Here is an 18,054-nt window from a genome sequence, read left to right as displayed (position 1 = left end):
GAACCGGCCACCGTCACCACCACCGTCGCGCCGCCCGACGTCGTGGTCGTGCCCGCCACCAGCGCCACCGCCGTGCCGTCGATCGTCAGCTGCTCGGCCGCGCCGTCCGACACCGACGACACCGTCAGCACCAACTGCCGGATCGTCTGCCCGCCGTCGCCCGTCCCCAGCCCGATCGCCGTGCCCGAGAACAGCGACACCGCGCCGCCCTTCTCCACGAAGGTCGGCGTCTCCGCGGTCGTGGTCAGCGTCGGCGCATGGTTCAGCCGCGCCACCGTCACCGTCTCCGCCGCCGGCAACCCGGTCGTCGTCGTGTCGACGCCGCCGTTCGCCGTCCCGCCGCTGTCCTTCACCGAAGTGAGGGTGACGACGCGGTCGCCCGCCGTCGGATTGCCGCTGTCCCGATAGGTCGCCCCCTGCAACAGGCTCGTCAATTGCGCGCCGCTCAGCGCCCCGGTCAGGGTCACCGTCGCGGTTGACCCCGTCACGCTCACCGCATAGCCGACCCCGAGCCCGCCGGTCGTCGTGCCCGCCGTGCCGTTGGTCAGCGTCACCGCCGACCCGTCGAGGGTCAGTTGCTCGTTCGCCCCGTCGGAAAGCCCCGACACCGTCAATCGGATCTGGCCGAAGGTCTGCCCGGCCTCGATCGTCGAACCGCTCACTCCCGACCACAGCGCCACCGCCGCGCCGCCTTCGGTGAAGGTCTTCGCCCCCACCGTCGCCGCCAGCGTCGGCGCGTCGTTGACCGGGGTCACATGCACGGTCGTCGAGACGACGTTGCTGGCGTGATTGGCGGACTGGCCGTCGTCGACCTGGAAGTCGACGGTTCGGTCGCCGCTGCCCGGGTCGGTGCTGGCCGTCGAGAAGGTGACCGCCTTGATCGCCGCATCGAACTGCGCCAGCGTCGCGGTGGCGCCCGCCGAGGTCAGGGTCAGCGTGTGCGTGGTGCTGTTCCAGCTGGCGACGATATTGCCGAACGCCGTGCCGTCGGTGTTGGCGAAGCTCAGCGTATCGCCGGTCACCGCACCGGCCGAGATGCCGATCGTCGCCGACGACAGGGTCGCGGTGTCGATGTCGCCGAGGGTGCCGAAGCCCGAGAAGGCCGCCGCAACGCCCTTCTCGACGAAGGTGACGGCGCTGCCGGCCGCGGAAATCGACGGCGGCGCGTTGACGATCGTATAGGTCTCGCCCGAGGTGAAGGCACCACCGGTCAGCGCCGCGCCGCCGGAGCTGGCGGTGACCGGGCTGGCGCCGCCCGTGCCGTAGTCGGCACCGGCGACCAGATCGAGGCGCACCGTCCCCGTGCCGGAAAGCCCGGTGACGTGCACGGTCCAGGTGAGGTTGTCGGCGGTGGTGACGCCGGCGATGGTGCCGCCGGTCACGCCCGTCTTGGAGAGCGCGAAGTCGCTGGCATCGAGCCCGGTCACCGCCTGCGAGAAGGTGACGGTGAAGTCCACGGCGCCGGCATAGACGGTCTGCGTCGACGTATCGGCGGCGTTCTTGATCGCCGTGACCGCCGGACCGATCACGACGCTGACCAAATCGTCCACGCTGGCGTTGGCCGCGGACCCATCGGTCGCGGTAATGGTGACGGTGCGCTGCGCGGTGCTGGTGGTGCCGGACGACGAGAACTGGATCGCCTCGGCGAGCGCGCTGACGGCGGTGCTGGTCGCATTGCCGTTCAGCGCGACGAACAAGAGGCTGCCGGGCCTGCCGTCCGAAACCACCGTGCCGATCACGGTCGAATTGTAGCTGACGTTGGAGCCGGACACGGTGATGCCGCCGAGCGCGGCAATGCTCAGCGTATCATGGGACGTATCGGCGTTGACGGAGATGCCAGCGACCAGCTGGGCGCCGGATCCGCCGGACCAGTTGCCGGTGGCGGTCGCCAGCGTGGGATCGTAGTCGGGATCGACGAACGTCAGGTTCGGGTCGATGGTCACGGCGGCGCCGTTGATCGAGGTCACCGAGTTGCTGCCGCCCGCGGTGCGGCTCGGTGCGGTGTTGGTGTAGAACACCTTGACCGAATTGAGCGTATCGGTGGCGGTCGCCGCGCCGTGCGACACGGTGACGTCGAGTTCGGTGGCGGCGGAGGTGGTACCGACGGTACCGCGATGCGCGACCGGCACCCACGTCGCCGCACGCACGGCAGCCTGGGCGGCAAAGTCGGAGATGAAGGTCTGGGTGTAGAGCTTATCGCTGCCGCTGGTGCTGGTCGACCAGCCAGTGAGGTTGCCGAGATCGCCAAGGGCTGTTCCGCCCTTCACCGTCAAGGTGACGGTGACGCTCTCACCCGCGGTCACGTTGTCGAAGATGGCAACGGAGGTGAACGGCGTCGTCGAGGTCACGGTGTCGTTGACCGTCTGCGGCGGGAGCGCGCCGGAAACCGACGGTCCCTGCACGGTGACGGTGAAGGAGCGGGTGGCGGTGGCGGTGCCGTCGCTGACCTGCACGGTGAAACTGTCGGAGCCGACGTAGCCGGCGGTCGGCGTGTAGGTGATGGTGCCGCCGGGAGTGATGTCGGTCGAGCCGGACGACGCCGTCGCGCCGGTGAAGCTCAACGTGCCGTGCGACGGCGCGCCCGACTGCGTCCAGGTCTCGGTCTGGCTGGTGTCGGCGTCGTTCACATGCAGATTGGCGGCCAGGCCGTTGGCGCCGGAATCATGCGTGACCGCGATGCTGGTCGAACCGCCGGTGAACACCGGCGCGGTATTGGCCGGCGCGGTCGACATCTCGAATTCTTTGACGGTGATGGTCTGGGTCGCGTAGTCCGAACTGTACACCGCCTTGACTTCGATGATGCCGGTGTCGTAGCCGGCGGCGAGAAAGTAGGCCGCCGAGTCCATCGTATCGAAGTACGACGAAGCGACCAAGAAGTGTCCCGAGGCCGTATAGGTGTCGACCTGGGTCGAAGCGCCGGTGACCGCACCGGTATTCGAATGGCGCGTGAGCGAGAGATTGTCCGGCACGTTGGAGAAGCTGGCATAGGCGTTCGTCGCCGCCGTGAATTCCGGACTCACGTCGTTGGTGACGTAGCCGGTATCGCCGCTGGTGTAGACAGGGACGACATTGTATTGATTGGCCAGATTGATCCCGCTCGACACCACGTTGCCGCCGGAATCGTAGATCGTTCCCGTGAGGCCGGCCGGTGTGCTGTAGTTTCCGGTCTCGACGAGATAATTGCCGTTGCTGAGCGTGATCGCGGAGACGAAGTTGTCGCTCGACGAGAGCGTGATGGTCTTCTGCAAGGCTCAGGAATTGTTGTAGACGAGCGCGCCGCCGGTGGCCGTGCCATTGGTGTAGAGGACCAGATAGCCGCCGTTCGAACTGGCGGCGATCGCCTGCGTCAGATCGTTGGTGCTGGTCGCGATGGCGATCTCGGAGGTCACCGCCACGCCGGCGGTGGTGAAGACGCGCGTCGCGATGCTCTGGTTGTCCGCTCTCTGGTAGGCAAAGGCGATGTTGCCGTTGCTCAATTGGGCGATCTGCATGTATCGCGTCAGCGAGCTGCCGGTCAGCGTATTGATCTGGGTCGCCGAGGTGACGATCGAGCCGGAACTGTTGAGGACGACGAAGAAGGCACTTTTCGAGCCCGGATCGCCCGAGTCGCTGCAACCATAGGCGACGACGAGATTGCCGTTCGCCAAGGCATGGATCGACACCCAATTGCTCTTGTTGAGCGTCACGATCGCATTGAGATGGACCGAGAATTTCAATGAACCGTCGGTATTGTATTCCTTGATGTACCGATCATAGATACTGGTCGCGGTAATGTACTTCGTCAGCACGATGGCCAACGACTTGTCGGGAAGTCCGGCGATCTGGTCGTTTCCCGAATTGAACGCATAGGCTCCGTTCGTCTGGATGGTGAACGTGCCCGACGGCGTCGAGAAGGTCGCCAACTTGCCGTCGTAGCCGACGAGATCGAGCAGCGGCACCGAGCCGAGCGCCGCCGTGGCGAACTCCAGCTGCCAGTCGCCACCCTGCGCGGCGCTGCCGGTGTCGTCGGTCGAGGCGGCGGTGGTGCGCCCGACGGCCGCCGACAGATCGGTGACGAACTGCGCGCCGTCGCTGCCCGCGGCGACATCGCACCCGTAGAGCAGCAGGTCGCCGCCGGTCTTCAGCGAGGCCCCGATCGCCGCCAGATCGGCCCGCGTCGCCGCATCGGACAGCGAGGCTTCGGTGATCGTGTCGGTGCCGATCAACAGTTCCGCCTCCGAGCCGTGGCTCAGAATATGGATCGCGTCGTAGCCGGTATGGCTCGTCGCCCAGGTGGCGATCTGCTTCAGGCCGCCGACCGAGCCGTCGATCAGCTCGATCTCCATCCCCGGCCGCGTCGACTGCGTCTCGCGCACCAACGATTGCCAGCCGCTCACCGACGTGTCGATGAACGTGACCTCCAGCCGGCCTCCGTCGAGCGTCACGTCGGCGGCCTGGACCTCGACCGGTGCCGGCGTGCCCCGGTCGGCGGTGTCGCCGGTGCCGAGCGTGCCGAGATAGCCGGTGAGGGCCACGGGCCGCACGGTCGACGTCCCGACCGTCACGCTCAACGACCAGTCGCCGCCCTTGGTGGCGTCGCCGACGACGTGATCGGAGGCCGCCACCGCACTGCCCAGCCGGCCGGCCAGATCGGCGACGAAGGTCGCGCCGGCGGTGTCGGCACCGACGCGGGAGCCGTAGAGCAGCACTTCGCCACCGGGCTTCAGCGCCGCACCGATGCCGCCGAGTTCGGTCGCCACCGTCGCATCGGCGAGGGTGGTGTCGGTCACCCTGTCGCTGCCGACGGTGATCGTGCCCGACGAACCGCCGGAGACGATATGGATGGCATCGAAGCCGCTGTTGGTCGCCGCCCAGGCGGCCATTTGCGCCAACCCGGATCGGTCGGCCTCGATCAGTTCGATCGCCATGCCGGGCTTGGACGCCTCCAGCGACGAGACCAGGGCCTGCCAGTTCGACAGGCCGGTATCGACGAAGGCCACTTCCTTCTTGCCGCCGTCGCGCGACGGGTCGGCGGCGCGCACCTCCACCGGGGCCGGAGCCAACGCCGCCGCCACGTCGTGGGCACCGGTCGCCGCGTGCACCGCATCCACGGCCGCGGCTCCGTCGAACATCCAGCGCGGTTCCAGCGCCAGAAGCCCGAGCCGCCCCTGGGCGCCGAGCCCTTGCCGCGGCGATCGGTCCGCCGCCGGGTCACGCGTCGTCCGAGATCCGTTCTTGGGTGACGGGCCGAATTGCGACATCACGGGACCTCTCGGCGGTTGTGAAGGGGAACGGAGTCCGCGTCGGCCTGACGCGGCATCGGCCGCGGCGGGGCGTAACGGCAGAGCGATTGATCGAAATGGACGAGCCGGCGGCGCAGAACGGTCTCGCCGAACCCGACCGCATAGGGCGTCGACAGCCGCGGCAGGAATGCGACATCGTAGAGTTCCGGGATGTCGCCGTCGAAGGTCACGGCGTGCACCACGGCGCCGCTGGTCAGGTCGACCACCATCAGACCGCAATGACCGGCCAGGCCGAACGGATCGTCGACCGGGGTCTCGGCGCGGCGCCGGATTTGCCGGTTCGGTCGGTCCGAACTGCGCAGTCGCGACACGCCGATCACGGCGTGGTCGCCGACGAACTGCAGGCCGCGCGGGAAGCCCGGGCAGGTCGCCACCGGGACCAGACGCCGCCCGGCGAAATCGACCCAGCCGAACGCGCCGGTGGCCGAATCGAGCAACCACAGCTTGCCGCGATACCAGCGCGGACTGTGCGGCATCGCCAGACCGTCGACGACGCAGTCGTCCGTCCGCATGTCGTAGATGCGGCCGTCGGCGAATTCGGCTCGCCGCCAGCCCGCCGGCGTGTCGGTCGCCGAGCAGACGGTGGCGTAGGCCAGCTCGCCGTCGACGGCGCACATGCCGTTGAGGTGGCAGCGATCTTCCGGCGACAGCGCGGTGATGAACGGCGGCTTCCAGATCGGCCGGAACCCCCAATAGGAATCGGCCACCGCGACGCAACTGAACTGCGTGTTGACGAACGCCACCTCGTGCAGAAAGTCCTCGAAGCGCGCCATCGCGATGACGTCGTGGACGTTGCAGGCACCGACGGCATAGGTCTTCCGCGGCACGAAGACGGCGTCCTGATCGAGCCCTCCGACCGGCGCCTCCGGACCGCCGGCCAGCTTGACCGGCCCGATGTTGGACAGGCGGAGCAGATCGTCGGCCGTGCCGATCCACAGACCGTCCCGCGTCACCGAAATCCCGGCGGCCGTCGCGCCGAACGACCGGAATCCGGTGACGACGCGACCATCGGCGCCGGCGCTCATGAAACCGATGCGGCCAGAACGATAGGTCGAAATCGCCAGCGACCCGCCGAGTTCACGGAGCCAGGCGCCGAACCCCGGCGTCGGCAGAACCGTCACCTCGTCGCCGTCGTGCGCCTCGGTCGCCCGCCCGTCGGACCCGGCGAGACCGGACCGGTCGCCGGAGTCGGCGCGCGTCGGTTCGCGGCCCGTCACCGCGCCGCCCCCGCGTCCCCCGACGTCGACTTCCTGCGACCTGATCGTCATTTGAAATTTCAAACCTGATGTAATGCCGACGAGCGCAATCGTCTCAACCTCCCCGGCCGCTGCAAGGCTGGCAGTCCGACCGAGGAATGTCCCGTATATCCGGTAAATTTCAGACAGTCCACGAGAGATCCGCCGAACTTTTGCGTCGACGACACGAAAACATCTGGATAGATCTCAAATTTCGATGTCTCCGACACGGCTCATCGAGCGATATCTGCCGAACGGTTCTTGTAATGACGTAAAATATTACATGTATGTCAAGGTAAGCTTGGCTATGCGTGATTTGTATCCGCGCGTTTCGAGATATCTGCCCGTGTCCCTACCAGAACGCCGTCGGCGCAGGCAGATCCTCTTCCGGGATCCAAAACGATTTAATTGTCGGAAGCGGCGGCCGACGGGCCGGCCAACGTCGCCGTCGCGCACCTCTCCCGAACCGGGATCGACGAAATCATCCGTTCACTTTCGCAACATCGGACCGCGACGCGGCGCCCGCCATCCCCCGTCGAACCGAGCCGGCGTCGCCGCTGGTGCCGATCGAGGGGCTCGAATAGGGTGGTTGGGACGCACGCCGCACCGCGCCGCGCCGCCGCCCCGGCCGGCATCGTCTCGCAAGAGGAGCAGGATGGCCGACCTCTACCTCCCGGAGATTCGCGACGATCTCATGCTCTTTCCCGGGCCGACCGAAGCGGACGGGTCACCGAGCTGGACGATCGGCGATCCGGCGCGCAACAAGTTCTTCCGGATCGGCTGGCCGGCCTTCGAGATCATCGCGCGTTGGGTGATGGGCGACGCCGACGCCATCGCGGCGGACGTCGGCCGGACCACCCCCTTGACCATCGATGCCGAAGACGTCGTCGAGGTCGGCCGATTTCTCGTCCTCAACCAGTTGGTCCGCGCCGACCGCGCGGTCGACACGCGGCGCCTCGCCACGTTGCACCAACGCGAGCGCTCGTCGATCCTGGTCTGGCTGCTGCACCATTACTTGTTCTTCCGCATTCCGCTGGTCCGCCCCGACGCTTTTCTCGAGCGCCTGCTGCCCCGGCTCGGGTGGCTCGGTGGGCGCCGTTTTCTGATCGCGACGGTCGTGGCACTGGCCGTGGGACTCGTGCTCCTGGTGCGCCAGATCGACGTCTTCGCCGCCGAGATCGCCGACAGTTTCAACTGGCAGGGCGCCGCGAGCTACGCCGTCGCGCTGATCGCCGCCAAGATCGTCCACGAATCCGCCCATGCCTTCGTCGCCAAGGCGGCCGGCTGCCGAGTCGGAACCATGGGACTGGCCTTCCTGGTGATGTGGCCGGTCCTCTACACCGACGTCAACGAATCCTGGAAACTGCCTTCGCGGCGGGCGCGGCTGGCGATCGGCTCGGCGGGAATCCTCGCCGAGTTGGTCCTCGCCTCCTGGGCGCTGGCCGCCTGGGGCCTGTTGCCCGACGGCGCGCCGCGGCAGGCGGCGCTGGTGCTCGCGACGACGACCCTGGTGTCGTCGCTGCTCCTCAACCTCTCGCCGTTCATGCGGTTCGACGGCTATTTCCTGCTGATGGACGCGCTCGGCGTCCCCAACCTCCATGGCCGCGCCTTCGCCATGGCCCGATGGGGCTTGCGCGAGTGCCTGTTCGATCTCCGCGAGCCGCCGCCCGAAACCTTCGCGCCCGTCGCCGGCCGGCTGCTGATCGCCTTCGCCTGGGTGGTGTGGATCTATCGCCTGGTGGTCTTCCTGGGTATTGCTCTGCTGGTCTACCACTTCATCGTGAAGATCGTCGGCATCCTGCTCTTCGCCGTCGAGATCGGATGGTTCGTCGTGCTTCCCGTCTGGACCGAGATCCGCGCTTGGGCGACGCGCGGCGGTGCGCTGTTCGGGCGCCCGCGCGGCTGGATCACCGTGGCGGTCGGCGGACTGGTCGGGATCGCCCTCCTGGTGCCGATCGAGACCTCGGTTTCCGGCCCGGCGATCCGCCAAGCGGCATTCCGACAGCCGCTGTTCGCGGCCTCGCCGGGCATTCTGCGCGCCGTGGAGGTGCGCGACGGCGACCGCGTCGCGGTCGGAACGCCGTTGTTCCGGTTCGAGTCTCCTGATCTCGCCCACCGGATCGACGGCGCCGCGCGACGGATCGCGCTGGCCGAACGCGCGTTGCGCGGCGCCGGTTTCGATGCGTCGATGCAGCAGCGCACCCAGTCGTCGAAGGAACAGCTGCTGGCCGCGACCGCGCAGAAGCTGGCGGCGGAACGCGAACGGTCGCAACTGACTCTGGTCTCCACCGTCACCGGACGGATCACCGACCTCGCCCCCGACGTGGCCCCGGGGCAATGGATCTCGCCACGACTGCAACTCGCGACCCTGATCGCCGACGGCAATGCGTCGATCACCGCCTATGTCGGCGAAGAGGACATCGAGCGCATCGAGCCGGGCGCCCGCGCCCGCTTCTTCGCCGCGGCGCCCGGTTGGTCGCCGCTGACGGCGCGGGTCGCGACGATCGAACGCGTCGCCGTCCGCCATCTCGACGCCCCCAGTCTCGCCTCTTTCGGCGGTGGCCCGATCGCCGTGCGGCCCGGCGACCGCGAGCTGACCCCGACCCAGGCGCTCTACCGCGTCCGCTTGACCGCCGACGAACCGGCGCCGGCGATCGAACTGCGCGGCACCATCCATATCGCCGCCGCCGCGGCCAGCCCGGTGTCGCGCTTCTGGCGCGCCGTCGCCGGGATCGTCCTGCGCGAAAGCGGCATGTGACGGTCGCCACCCGCTGCGCGCAGCGGCCTCGAAGCGCGACGACGCACGAGCCGAGCGATGCCCCGCTCCACGCCTCCCCTCTGCTGCTCCGCACCGTCGACAGGTCGCGACCGAGGCCCGCCCCGGACCGCCTGCGCGCGCGCCGAACCGGACCATCGCCGACACCGCGGCCCGCGCACCCAACCGAGATTGCGCGTCGAGGCCCGGCCGGAAACCGCGGGAAGACCCGCGACCGGGTCCGATTTCAGACCAGCTGAACAAATTCGATGCAGGCTCGAAATTCGGGCAATTTCTCCGTTGRCCGGACGACATAAAGATACCAGACTTTACGCATCAGACAGAAAAATAACACGAGGCCCGATGAAGACGGTGAGAGAGCGACTGGCGGCGAGCCTCGACGACGCCACTCCGGCCGGTCGCAGCGTCGCCGCCTACATGCTGGCCAACCTCGGCGAACTGCCGTTCGAGACGGCCGCCTCGCTCGCCGCCAAGATCGGCGTCGGCGAACTGACCATCGGCCGCTTCTGCCGTTCGATCGGCTACAAGCACTTCAAGGAATTGAAGGCCGACCTCAAGGCCGACGTCGGCGACAGCCCCTGGCTGGTCGGCGATCGTCTGCGCGAATTCCAGGAGCGGGCCCGCCTCGGCTCCGACCAACTCGCCACCGGGCTCGAACTCGAGATCGGTGCCCTGGTGCGGATCTACGAGATCGCCCAAACCCCGGAGTTCCGGGGTTTCGTCCGCGATCTCGCCCGGTTCCCCCGGGTGTTCTGCGCCGGTTTCCAGACCGAGCGCGGCGCCGCGGCGATCCTCGCCCACCAGCTCCAGTACCTGCGCGACGAGGTCCGCCTCGTCGACATGACCGCCGGCAACTTCGTCGACGTGCTGCTGACCGACCCCGCCTCGGTGCTGCTGGTGATCCTCGATACCCGCCGCTATTCGCGCCACAGCCGCCTGCTCGCCGAGGAGGCGCGCGCCCGGGGCATCCGGGTGGTTCTCCTCACCGACACCTTCTGCGACTGGGCCCGTGGCGTGGTCGACGAGGTCTTCGAAGTGCCGACCCAACTCGGCCATTTCTGGGATTCGCTCGGGCCGCTGGTGTCGCTGATCCAGCTCGCGGTCAACGGCGTCTTCGCCGAACTCGGAACCGACGTCGAACACCGGCTCGACCGGATGTTCGCCTGCTACAGCCGCTTCACCGGCTACTCCGGAAGCTCGAAAGACACCTGAAAACACTCATTTCACGCCCATCGTCACGGAGGTCGATCCCATGCATGCGATGAACCGGACCCTCGGAAGCGCCGTCGCCGCGCTCTCCGTCTTCTCCGCCGCCTCCTCCCTCGCCCCCGCCGCGGCCTCCGCCGCGGACGCCGTCTTCGTGCTGGCATCGAACCAGAACGGCACCCCGGTGCTCGATCCGATCCGGGCCTCGCTGGTCAATCTCGCCGACAAGCTGATCTACGACTGCCTGGTCGAGCAGGCCGAGGACCAGTCCTTCCATCCGCATCTGGCGACGGCCTGGGAGGTCACACCCGACGGCATGCAGTGGACCTTCCACCTCAAGGCCGGCGTCACCTTCCACGACGGCGAGGTCTTCGACGCCGAGACCATCCGCTGGTGGGTGCCGAAGTTCGCCGGCACCGAGAACGCCTATCTGGTCGAGGCGATCGACAAGGTCGAGGTCGTCGATCCGCTCACCGTGCGCTTCGTGATGAAACATCCCGACGCCAACCTGCTCTACAATCTGTCGAGCGGCTTCATGGGCGTCCCCGCCCCCAAGGCCTACGACGCCGCCGGCACCGACTACGGCACCAAGGTTGCCGTCGGCTCCGGCCCCTACGAGCTCGAGAAATTCGCCACCGGCGTCGAGACGGTACTGACCCGCAACCCGGCCTATCGCTGGGCGAGCGCGCTGTCCAAGAACCAGGGCGCCGCCGCCTTCGAGAAGCTGACGCTGCGCGAGATCGGCGACCCGGCGACCGCCTTCCTGGAGATGCGCACCGGTGGCGTCGATCTGGTGGTCGACGTGCCGCCCGCGGTGGTGGCGCGCTATCAGACGCTGGCCAACGTCAAGATGACCTCGATGCCGGGCTTCGGCATCTTCTACATGCCGATCAACACCACCGTCGAACCCTTCACCGACGTCAAGGTCCGCCGCGCCACCGCCCTGGCGATCGACCGCAAGCAGATCGTCGACAACCTCTACGCCGGCAAGGGCGCCGCCGCGACCACCTTCCTGCTCGCCTCGCTGCCGGAAGCGAAGGTCGATCCGAAGCTCCAACTCACCTACGACCCGAAGGCCGCCGCCGCGCTGCTCGACGAGGCCGGTTGGAAGCTCGGCGCCGACGGCGTCCGGGTGAAGGACGGCAAGCCGCTGGTCGTCACGCTGTGGACGCAGAGCGACACCGAGTTCAAGCGGATGACCGAGGTCGTCCAGGCCCAACTCAAGGCGATCGGCATGAAGGCGGAGATCGCGGTCTTCGACACCTCGGCGATCCGGGCCGAATACAAGAAGGGCAAGCAGCAGCTCGCGGTCCGCTCCTACGGCTGGAACAACGCCGACATTCTCGACTGGTTCTTCTCCGGCGAGCGCATCGGCTATCCCAACATCTCGATGTGGAAGGATCCGGCGGCCGAGGAGTTGCGGATCAAGGCGCTCAAGGGCTCGCGCACCCTCGACGAGCGCATCGCCAACTTCCGCGCCTATCACGAATACGTCCTGGCGCAGGTGCCCTTCGCGCCGATCTACGAGCCGGTCCAGACGATCGCCTTCAACGCCGACCGCCTGACCCTGCCGGCGACCATCCGCGGCCCGCAGTTCTCCGCCGCGACGGTGATGGACATCGCGGTGAAGTGAGAGGGGCGGCACCAACCGACGCGGCCGAAAGCGGCGTCGGACAGGACGGACGGAACTGACGAGAACGCCCTCTCCCCAGCGTCCTCTCCCCCCTCGAGGGGGAGAGACAGAGAGGGGGGCACGGACGAGCGGATCTCGACCACCTCACGAGGGACGGGCCGAGCCCCCCCTCCCTGTCCCTCCCCCTCACGGGGGGGAGGGAACGCCGATCACCGACGCCGGCGGACAATGCCCACCGGCGATCGCATTCCGCCGGTGAGACGACCGCCACCGTCGGACAGAATGGGCGGAACTGACCCGAACGCCCTCGCCCCAGGGTCCTCTCCCCCCTCGAGGGGGAGAGACAGAGAGGGGGGGCACGGACGAGCGGATCTCGACCACCTCGCGAGGGAGGGGCCGAGCCCCCCTCCCTGTCCCTCCCCCTCGAGGGGGAGGGAACGCCGGCGGTAGCTGCCGTCGGACCAATTACGGCCGGCGGACAGGTTCTGCCGTCGGACCACCGCCGCCGGACATCTCCGGCGGCCGACGACCCGAACGTACCCCCGCCCGCGCGGCGGCCCACCACCCCGAACCCGGAAAGGAGACCGGCCATGGCCAAATATGCGATCCGACGTCTCCTCGCCCTGCTGCCGGTGTTCCTGGTGGTGACGGTGATCGTGTTCCTGCTGATCCACCTGGTGCCGGGCGATCCGATCGACAATCTGATGCGCTCCGGTTCCGATCCCGCCCAGCGCGACGCCCTCTCCCGGGCCTACGGGCTCGATCGCAGCCTCGTCGAACAATATCTCGCCTGGATGGGCCATCTCGTCCGCGGCGATCTCGGCACCGCGATCGTCCAGCGCCGCCCGGTCGCCGAACTGATCGGCGAGAACATCGGTTACAGTCTGGCGCTCGGCGGCCTGGCGCTGGCCTTCTCGGCGATCGTCGGCATCGTCGCCGGCGTCACCGCCGCGAGCTTCCAGGACCGCGTCGCCGACCGCGCCCTGATGAGTTTGGCCCTGGTCGGCTCGACCGTACCGAGCTTCTGGCTCGGCCTGTTGATGATCCTCTTCTTCGCCGTCCAACTCGGCTGGGTGCCGGTCTCCGGTGCGCGGCATTGGACCTCGGTGATCCTACCGGCAACGACCGTCGGCCTCGCCGGCATGGCGCTGGTCGCCCGCGTCACCCGGATCGCGATGATCGAGACGGCGCGCCAGGACTTCGTCACCCTGCTGCATGCCAAGGGCGTGTCGCGCTTCACCATCCAGACCCGCCATCTGCTGCGCCACGCCCTGGTGCCGGTGCTGACCCTGCTGTCGCTGCGCATCGGCCTGATCGTCGGCGGCTCGGTGACCGTCGAATACGTCTTCGCCCGCCCCGGCCTCGGCTCGCTCCTGATCCGCGCCATCGGCCAGCGCGACTACCCGGTGATCCAGGGCAGCCTGCTGATGCTGGCGATCGCGGTGATGCTCGGCACCCTGGTCGGCGATCTGCTCCAGGCGGCGATGGATCCGCGCCAGCGGGAGGACGACCGCTCATGATCGCACGTCTCGTCGATCGCCTGATGTGGCGTGGCCCGAGGCCGGGCATCGCCCCGATCGTCGCCGGAGCCGCCCTGCTGTGCCTGGTCGCCGCCGCCTTCCTCAGCCCGTGGATCGCGCCCTGGCCCTATGACCAGCAGATGCTGGCCGAAGCCGACCGCGCGCCGTCGCTGGCCCATTGGTTCGGCACCGACGAATTCGGCCGCGACGTCCTCTCGCGAGTCCTCTTCGGCGCGCGGACCTCGCTGTCGGTGGCGCTGGTGTCGATCTCGGTCTCCTGCTCGCTCGGCATGGCGATCGGTGCGATCTGCGGCTATGTCGGCGGCCCCGTCGACCGCTGGGTGATGGCGGCGATCGACATGACTTGGTGTTTCCCGGAAATCCTGCTCGCCCTGCTGCTGGTCGCCATCCTCGGCCCCGGCTCGACCTCGACCGTGCTGGCCATCGCCATCGCCTATCTCGCCCAGTTCACCCGCCTGACCCGCAGCCAGATCCGCGCCCTGAAGCGCGAGACCTTCGTCGAGGCGAGCCTGTGTTTCGGCGCCGGCCCCGCCCACATCCTGCTGCGGCGGTTGCTGCCCAACGCGGTCGCGCCGGTGGTGGTGGTCGCCATGCTGACCACCGGCGACGCCATCCTGCTCGAGGCGACCCTCGGCTTCTTCGGCATGGGCGCCCAGCCGCCGACCCCGAGCTGGGGCGGCATGATGAGCTCCGGCTCCGAACTGCTGTTCGAAGCGCCCTGGGTGATCCTCTGGCCGGGCGCCGCGATCGCCGCCTCGGTGATCGCCATCAACCTGTTCGGCGACGGCGTCCTGGTGGCGCTCGACGTCAAGAAGCGGCGGAGGACACACTGATGTTGACCGTCGACGATCTGGAGATCGGCTTCAGCACCCTCCACCCGCTCGCCGGGGTCGACTTCTCGGTGGCGCGCGGCGAGATCCTCGGCCTGGTCGGCGAGAGCGGCTCGGGCAAGTCGATGACCGCGATGAGCGTCATGGGCCTGCTGCCGCTGATCGGCGGCCGGGTGACCCGCGGCTCGATCCGCTTCGAAGGCGAGGAACTGACCACCCTCGACGAGGCGCGCTATCGGCGCCTGCGCGGCGGCCGCATCGCGCTGATCACCCAGAATCCGATGACCTCGCTCGATCCGATGGTCCGGGTCGGGCCGCAGATCGACCAGGGCGCCCGCCTGCATCTCGGCCTCGACGCCCGCGCCGCACGGATCCGCACCGTCGAACTGATGGCGCGGATGCGCATCCCCGACGCCGCCCGGGTCTACGACCTCCATCCCCACCAGCTCTCCGGCGGCCTGCGCCAGCGCATCGTCATCGCCATGGCGCTCGCCGGCGACCCCGAGTTGCTGATCGCCGACGAGCCGACCACGGCGCTCGACGTCATCGTCCAGGCGCAGATCGTCCAGCTCCTGGTCGAACTGGTGCGCGAACGCGATCTCGCCCTGATGCTGATCACCCACGACATGGGTCTGGTCGCCCAGGCCTGCGATCGGGTCGCGGTGATGTATTCCGGCCGCATCGTCGAATCCGGCCCGGTCGCTGCGATCTTCGAAGATCCCCGCCACCCCTATACCCGGGCGCTGATCGGCTGCATTCCGCGGCCCGGCATGGCCGAGGGCACACTCGCCGGCATCCCCGGCACCGTCCCCTCGATCGCCGACCTGCCCTCCGGCTGCCGCTTCCACCCGCGCTGTCCGATGGCGGTGGCCGCCTGTCGCGACCGCGTGCCGCAGACCGTGGCGGTCGCCGCCGATCACGGCGTCGCCTGTCTCCTCGCCGGCGCCGCGAGCGGAGACGCGCCATGACCCCGATCCTCTCGGTCGAGAACCTCGGCCACACCTTCCCCGGCCCGGCCGGCTGGTTCGGCGCCCGCAAGCGGTTCCGCGCCGTCGGCGAGGTCGATTTCGAGCTCCACCCCGGCGAGATCCTCGGCGTCGTCGGCGAGAGCGGCTGCGGCAAGTCGACCCTCGCCCGGCTGATCATGCGGCTCTACGAGCCGACCGACGGAACCATCCGCTTCGAGGGCACCGACATCACCCATCTGTCGCGCCGCGCGCTGCAGCCGCTGCGCCGCCGGTTTCAGATGGTCTTCCAGGACCCCTATTCGTCGATCGATCCGCGCCAGACCATCGCCGAGGCGCTGACGGAGCCGTTCGAGGTCCAGGGCGTCGGCCTCTCCGCCGCCGCCCGCCGCGCCGAGATCGAGCGTCTGCTGGCGCTGGTCGCGCTCGATCCGGCGATGGCCGGGAGTCATCCGCATCATCTCTCCGGCGGCCAGAAACAACGGGTCGGCATCGCCCGCGCCCTGGCGCTCGGGCCGCGGCTGATCGCCTTCGACGAGCCGACCGCCTCGCTCGACGTCTCGGTCCAGGCCCAGGTCGTCGAACTCCTGCTGCGCCTGCGCCGCGAACTCGACCTCACCTACCTGTTCATCTCGCACGATCTGGCGCTGGTCGATTACCTCTGCGATCGGGTGATGGTGATGTATCTCGGCCGGGTGGTGGAGATCCTGCCGCGCGGCGCCCCGCCGCGGCACCCCTATACCCAGGCCCTGCTCGCCGCCGCCTTCGCCCCCGATCCGAAGGTCCGCCGCCACATCGTCCGCATCACCGGCGAGATTCCTTCGGGCTACGACGTGCCGACCGGCTGCGCCTTCGCCGCGCGCTGCCCGCTCGTCGAAGACACCTGCCGCGCCATCCGTCCGGCCCTCGTCGGCGACGGCCACCACGCCGTCGCCTGCCATCTGGCCCCGCCCATCGCCTCGGAGAGTTGAATGCCCTTCAAAGTCCTGACCGCCGAGTTTCTGCACGAATCCAACACGTTCAGCATCCGGCCGACCGGCCTGAGACAGTTCGAGGTCGACTGCCTGCTCTACGGCGAGGCGGCGATCGCCGCCCGGCGCTCCGCCAATACCGGGCTCGCCGGCGCCCTCGACGTCGCCGAGCGGTTCGGCTGGAACCTCGTCCATGTGCTGAGTGCCCACGCCGAGCCGGCCGGTCCGGTGACCCGCGAGGCCTTCGAGCGCATCGCCGGCGAGATCGTCGCCGCCGCCGAGCGGGAAAAGCCCGACGGCCTGCTGCTGATCCTGCACGGCGCCATGGTCTGCGCGGACTTCGACGACGGCGAGGGCGAACTCCTCGCCCGCCTGCGCGCCGTGCTCGCCCCCGGCGTGCCGATCGCCGCGACCCTCGATCTCCATGCCAACGTCACCGACGCGATGATCGACCACGCCGAGATCTGGGTCTCCTACAAGACCTATCCGCACGTCGACATGCGCATCGCCGCGGTCCACGCCGGCGAGATTCTGCAGCGCACGCTGACCGGCGAGATCCGCCCGACGACCCTCAAAGTCCGCCGGCCGATGCTGGAAGAGGCCAACGGCGGCCGCACCGACACCGGCGCGATGATCGAACGCCTCGCCCGGGCCCGTGCCTGGGAAGCGCGTCCCGACGCCTTCGCCGTATCGATCAACGGCGGTTTCGCCGACGCCGACATCGCCGAGGTCGGGCCGACCGTGCTGGTCACCCACGACGGCGATCCGGCGCCGCATCGCGCCTTCGCCGAAGAGCTCGCCGACGACATCTGGGCCCGGCGCCACGACGTGATCAACCGCTTCCTGACCGTCGAGGAGGCCGCCGACCGGGCGCGCCGCTTCGTCCGCCACACCGGGCCGCTGATCGTCGCCGACTATGCCGACAACCCCGGCGGCGGCGCCTACGGCGACGGCACCGAACTCCTCGCCGCCCTCCTCGCGGTCGGGCTGGAGAACGCCTGTTTCGGCCCGATGGTCGATCCGGAGACGGCGGCGCTGCTCCACACCCGGCAGCCCGGCGAGCGGGTGGCGATCGCGCTGGGCGGCAAGACCGATCCGCGCTTCGGCGGCCGGCCGCTGGAGCTCGAGGTCGAGCTGGTCTCGCTCCACGACGGCCGCCTGATCGGCAACGGCCCGATGCTCGGCGGCCTCGCCATGAGTTACGGTCCGACCGCGGTGGTGGCGGTCGGCGGAATGCGCATCCTGGTGGTCAGCGAGCCGATGCAGATGCGCGACCTCGCCCAGTTCCAGACCTTCGGCATCGATCCGGCGGCGGCGACCGTCGTCGGACTGAAGTCGATGCAGCATTTCCGCGCCGCCTTCGCGCCGATCGCCGAAGAGATCATCGTCTGCGACAGCGGCGCGCTCTGTACCATGGCCTACGAACGGCTGCCCTTCGCCAAGGCGCGCCGTCCGATCTGGCCGCTCGACCGCGATTTCGCACTCTGAGGCCCCCGTGCCCTCCCGCGGCCGCTCGATCCGGCGGCCGAGCCCCCTTCGAGGACGTCCGATGACATCGATCCGCCAGACCCTGCCCCGCCGCGCCGCGATCCTCGCCGGCCGCCGCTCCCCGACC

General features: G+C 68.9%; 11 protein-coding genes. 8 read left to right on the top strand and 3 right to left on the bottom strand.

Annotated features, from left to right (window positions below; translation table 11 throughout):
• The 3 genes from EYW49_RS13335 to EYW49_RS13325 all read right to left on the bottom strand — a co-directional run.
• On the bottom strand, positions 1-3,248 hold a 3,248-nt coding region (locus tag EYW49_RS13335; protein WP_131310078.1), incomplete at its 3' end, for a beta strand repeat-containing protein.
• Positions 3,249-3,251: 3 nt separating this feature from the next.
• A complete protein-coding gene (locus EYW49_RS13330; protein WP_165498243.1) occupies positions 3,252-5,111 on the bottom strand; it encodes a DUF4347 domain-containing protein in 1,860 nt (619 codons plus the stop codon).
• 128 nt (positions 5,112-5,239) lie between these two features.
• Positions 5,240-6,550: a TIGR03032 family protein gene (locus EYW49_RS13325; protein ID WP_131310076.1), complete on the bottom strand. Its 1,311-nt coding sequence runs from the start codon at positions 6,548-6,550 to the stop codon at positions 5,240-5,242.
• Between the two features lie 622 nt (positions 6,551-7,172).
• Between EYW49_RS13325 and EYW49_RS13320 the strand changes: the two genes are divergently transcribed.
• The 8 genes from EYW49_RS13320 (at position 7,173) to EYW49_RS13285 (ending at position 17,927) form a co-directional block, all read left to right on the top strand.
• Positions 7,173-9,275, top strand: a complete 2,103-nt coding sequence (locus EYW49_RS13320) for an HlyD family efflux transporter periplasmic adaptor subunit (protein WP_165498242.1) — start codon at positions 7,173-7,175, stop codon at positions 9,273-9,275.
• Between the two features lie 360 nt (positions 9,276-9,635).
• Positions 9,636-10,505 carry a MurR/RpiR family transcriptional regulator gene (locus tag EYW49_RS13315; protein WP_131310074.1) on the top strand — a complete coding sequence of 290 codons (870 nt, stop codon included), beginning with the start codon at positions 9,636-9,638 and terminating at the stop codon, positions 10,503-10,505.
• 40 nt (positions 10,506-10,545) lie between these two features.
• Entirely contained in the window at positions 10,546-12,132 is a 1,587-nt protein-coding gene (locus EYW49_RS13310; protein WP_228259601.1) for an ABC transporter substrate-binding protein, read from the top strand.
• A gap of 590 nt (positions 12,133-12,722) precedes the next feature.
• Positions 12,723-13,652: an ABC transporter permease gene (locus tag EYW49_RS13305; protein WP_131310073.1), complete on the top strand. Its 930-nt coding sequence runs from the start codon at positions 12,723-12,725 to the stop codon at positions 13,650-13,652.
• Entirely contained in the window at positions 13,649-14,506 is an 858-nt protein-coding gene (locus tag EYW49_RS13300) for an ABC transporter permease (protein ID WP_228259600.1), read from the top strand. The genes EYW49_RS13305 and EYW49_RS13300 overlap by 4 nt, the downstream gene beginning before the upstream one ends.
• Positions 14,506-15,471 (top strand): ABC transporter ATP-binding protein, encoded by a 966-nt coding sequence (locus EYW49_RS13295; RefSeq protein ID WP_131310072.1) that lies wholly within the window; start codon positions 14,506-14,508, stop codon positions 15,469-15,471. The genes EYW49_RS13300 and EYW49_RS13295 overlap by 1 nt, the downstream gene beginning before the upstream one ends.
• Positions 15,468-16,439, top strand: a complete 972-nt coding sequence (locus tag EYW49_RS13290) for an ABC transporter ATP-binding protein (RefSeq protein ID WP_131310071.1) — start codon at positions 15,468-15,470, stop codon at positions 16,437-16,439. Before EYW49_RS13295 ends, EYW49_RS13290 begins: the two co-directional genes overlap by 4 nt.
• Entirely contained in the window at positions 16,440-17,927 is a 1,488-nt protein-coding gene (locus EYW49_RS13285; RefSeq protein WP_131310070.1) for a M81 family metallopeptidase, read from the top strand.
• Positions 17,928-18,054: the final 127 nt, after the last annotated feature.

It is taken from the genome of Siculibacillus lacustris (genome assembly GCF_004328075.1).
Classification (GTDB): Bacteria; Pseudomonadota; Alphaproteobacteria; order Rhizobiales; family Ancalomicrobiaceae; genus Siculibacillus; species Siculibacillus lacustris.
This window is presented reverse-complemented; position numbering and strand designations above follow the sequence as displayed.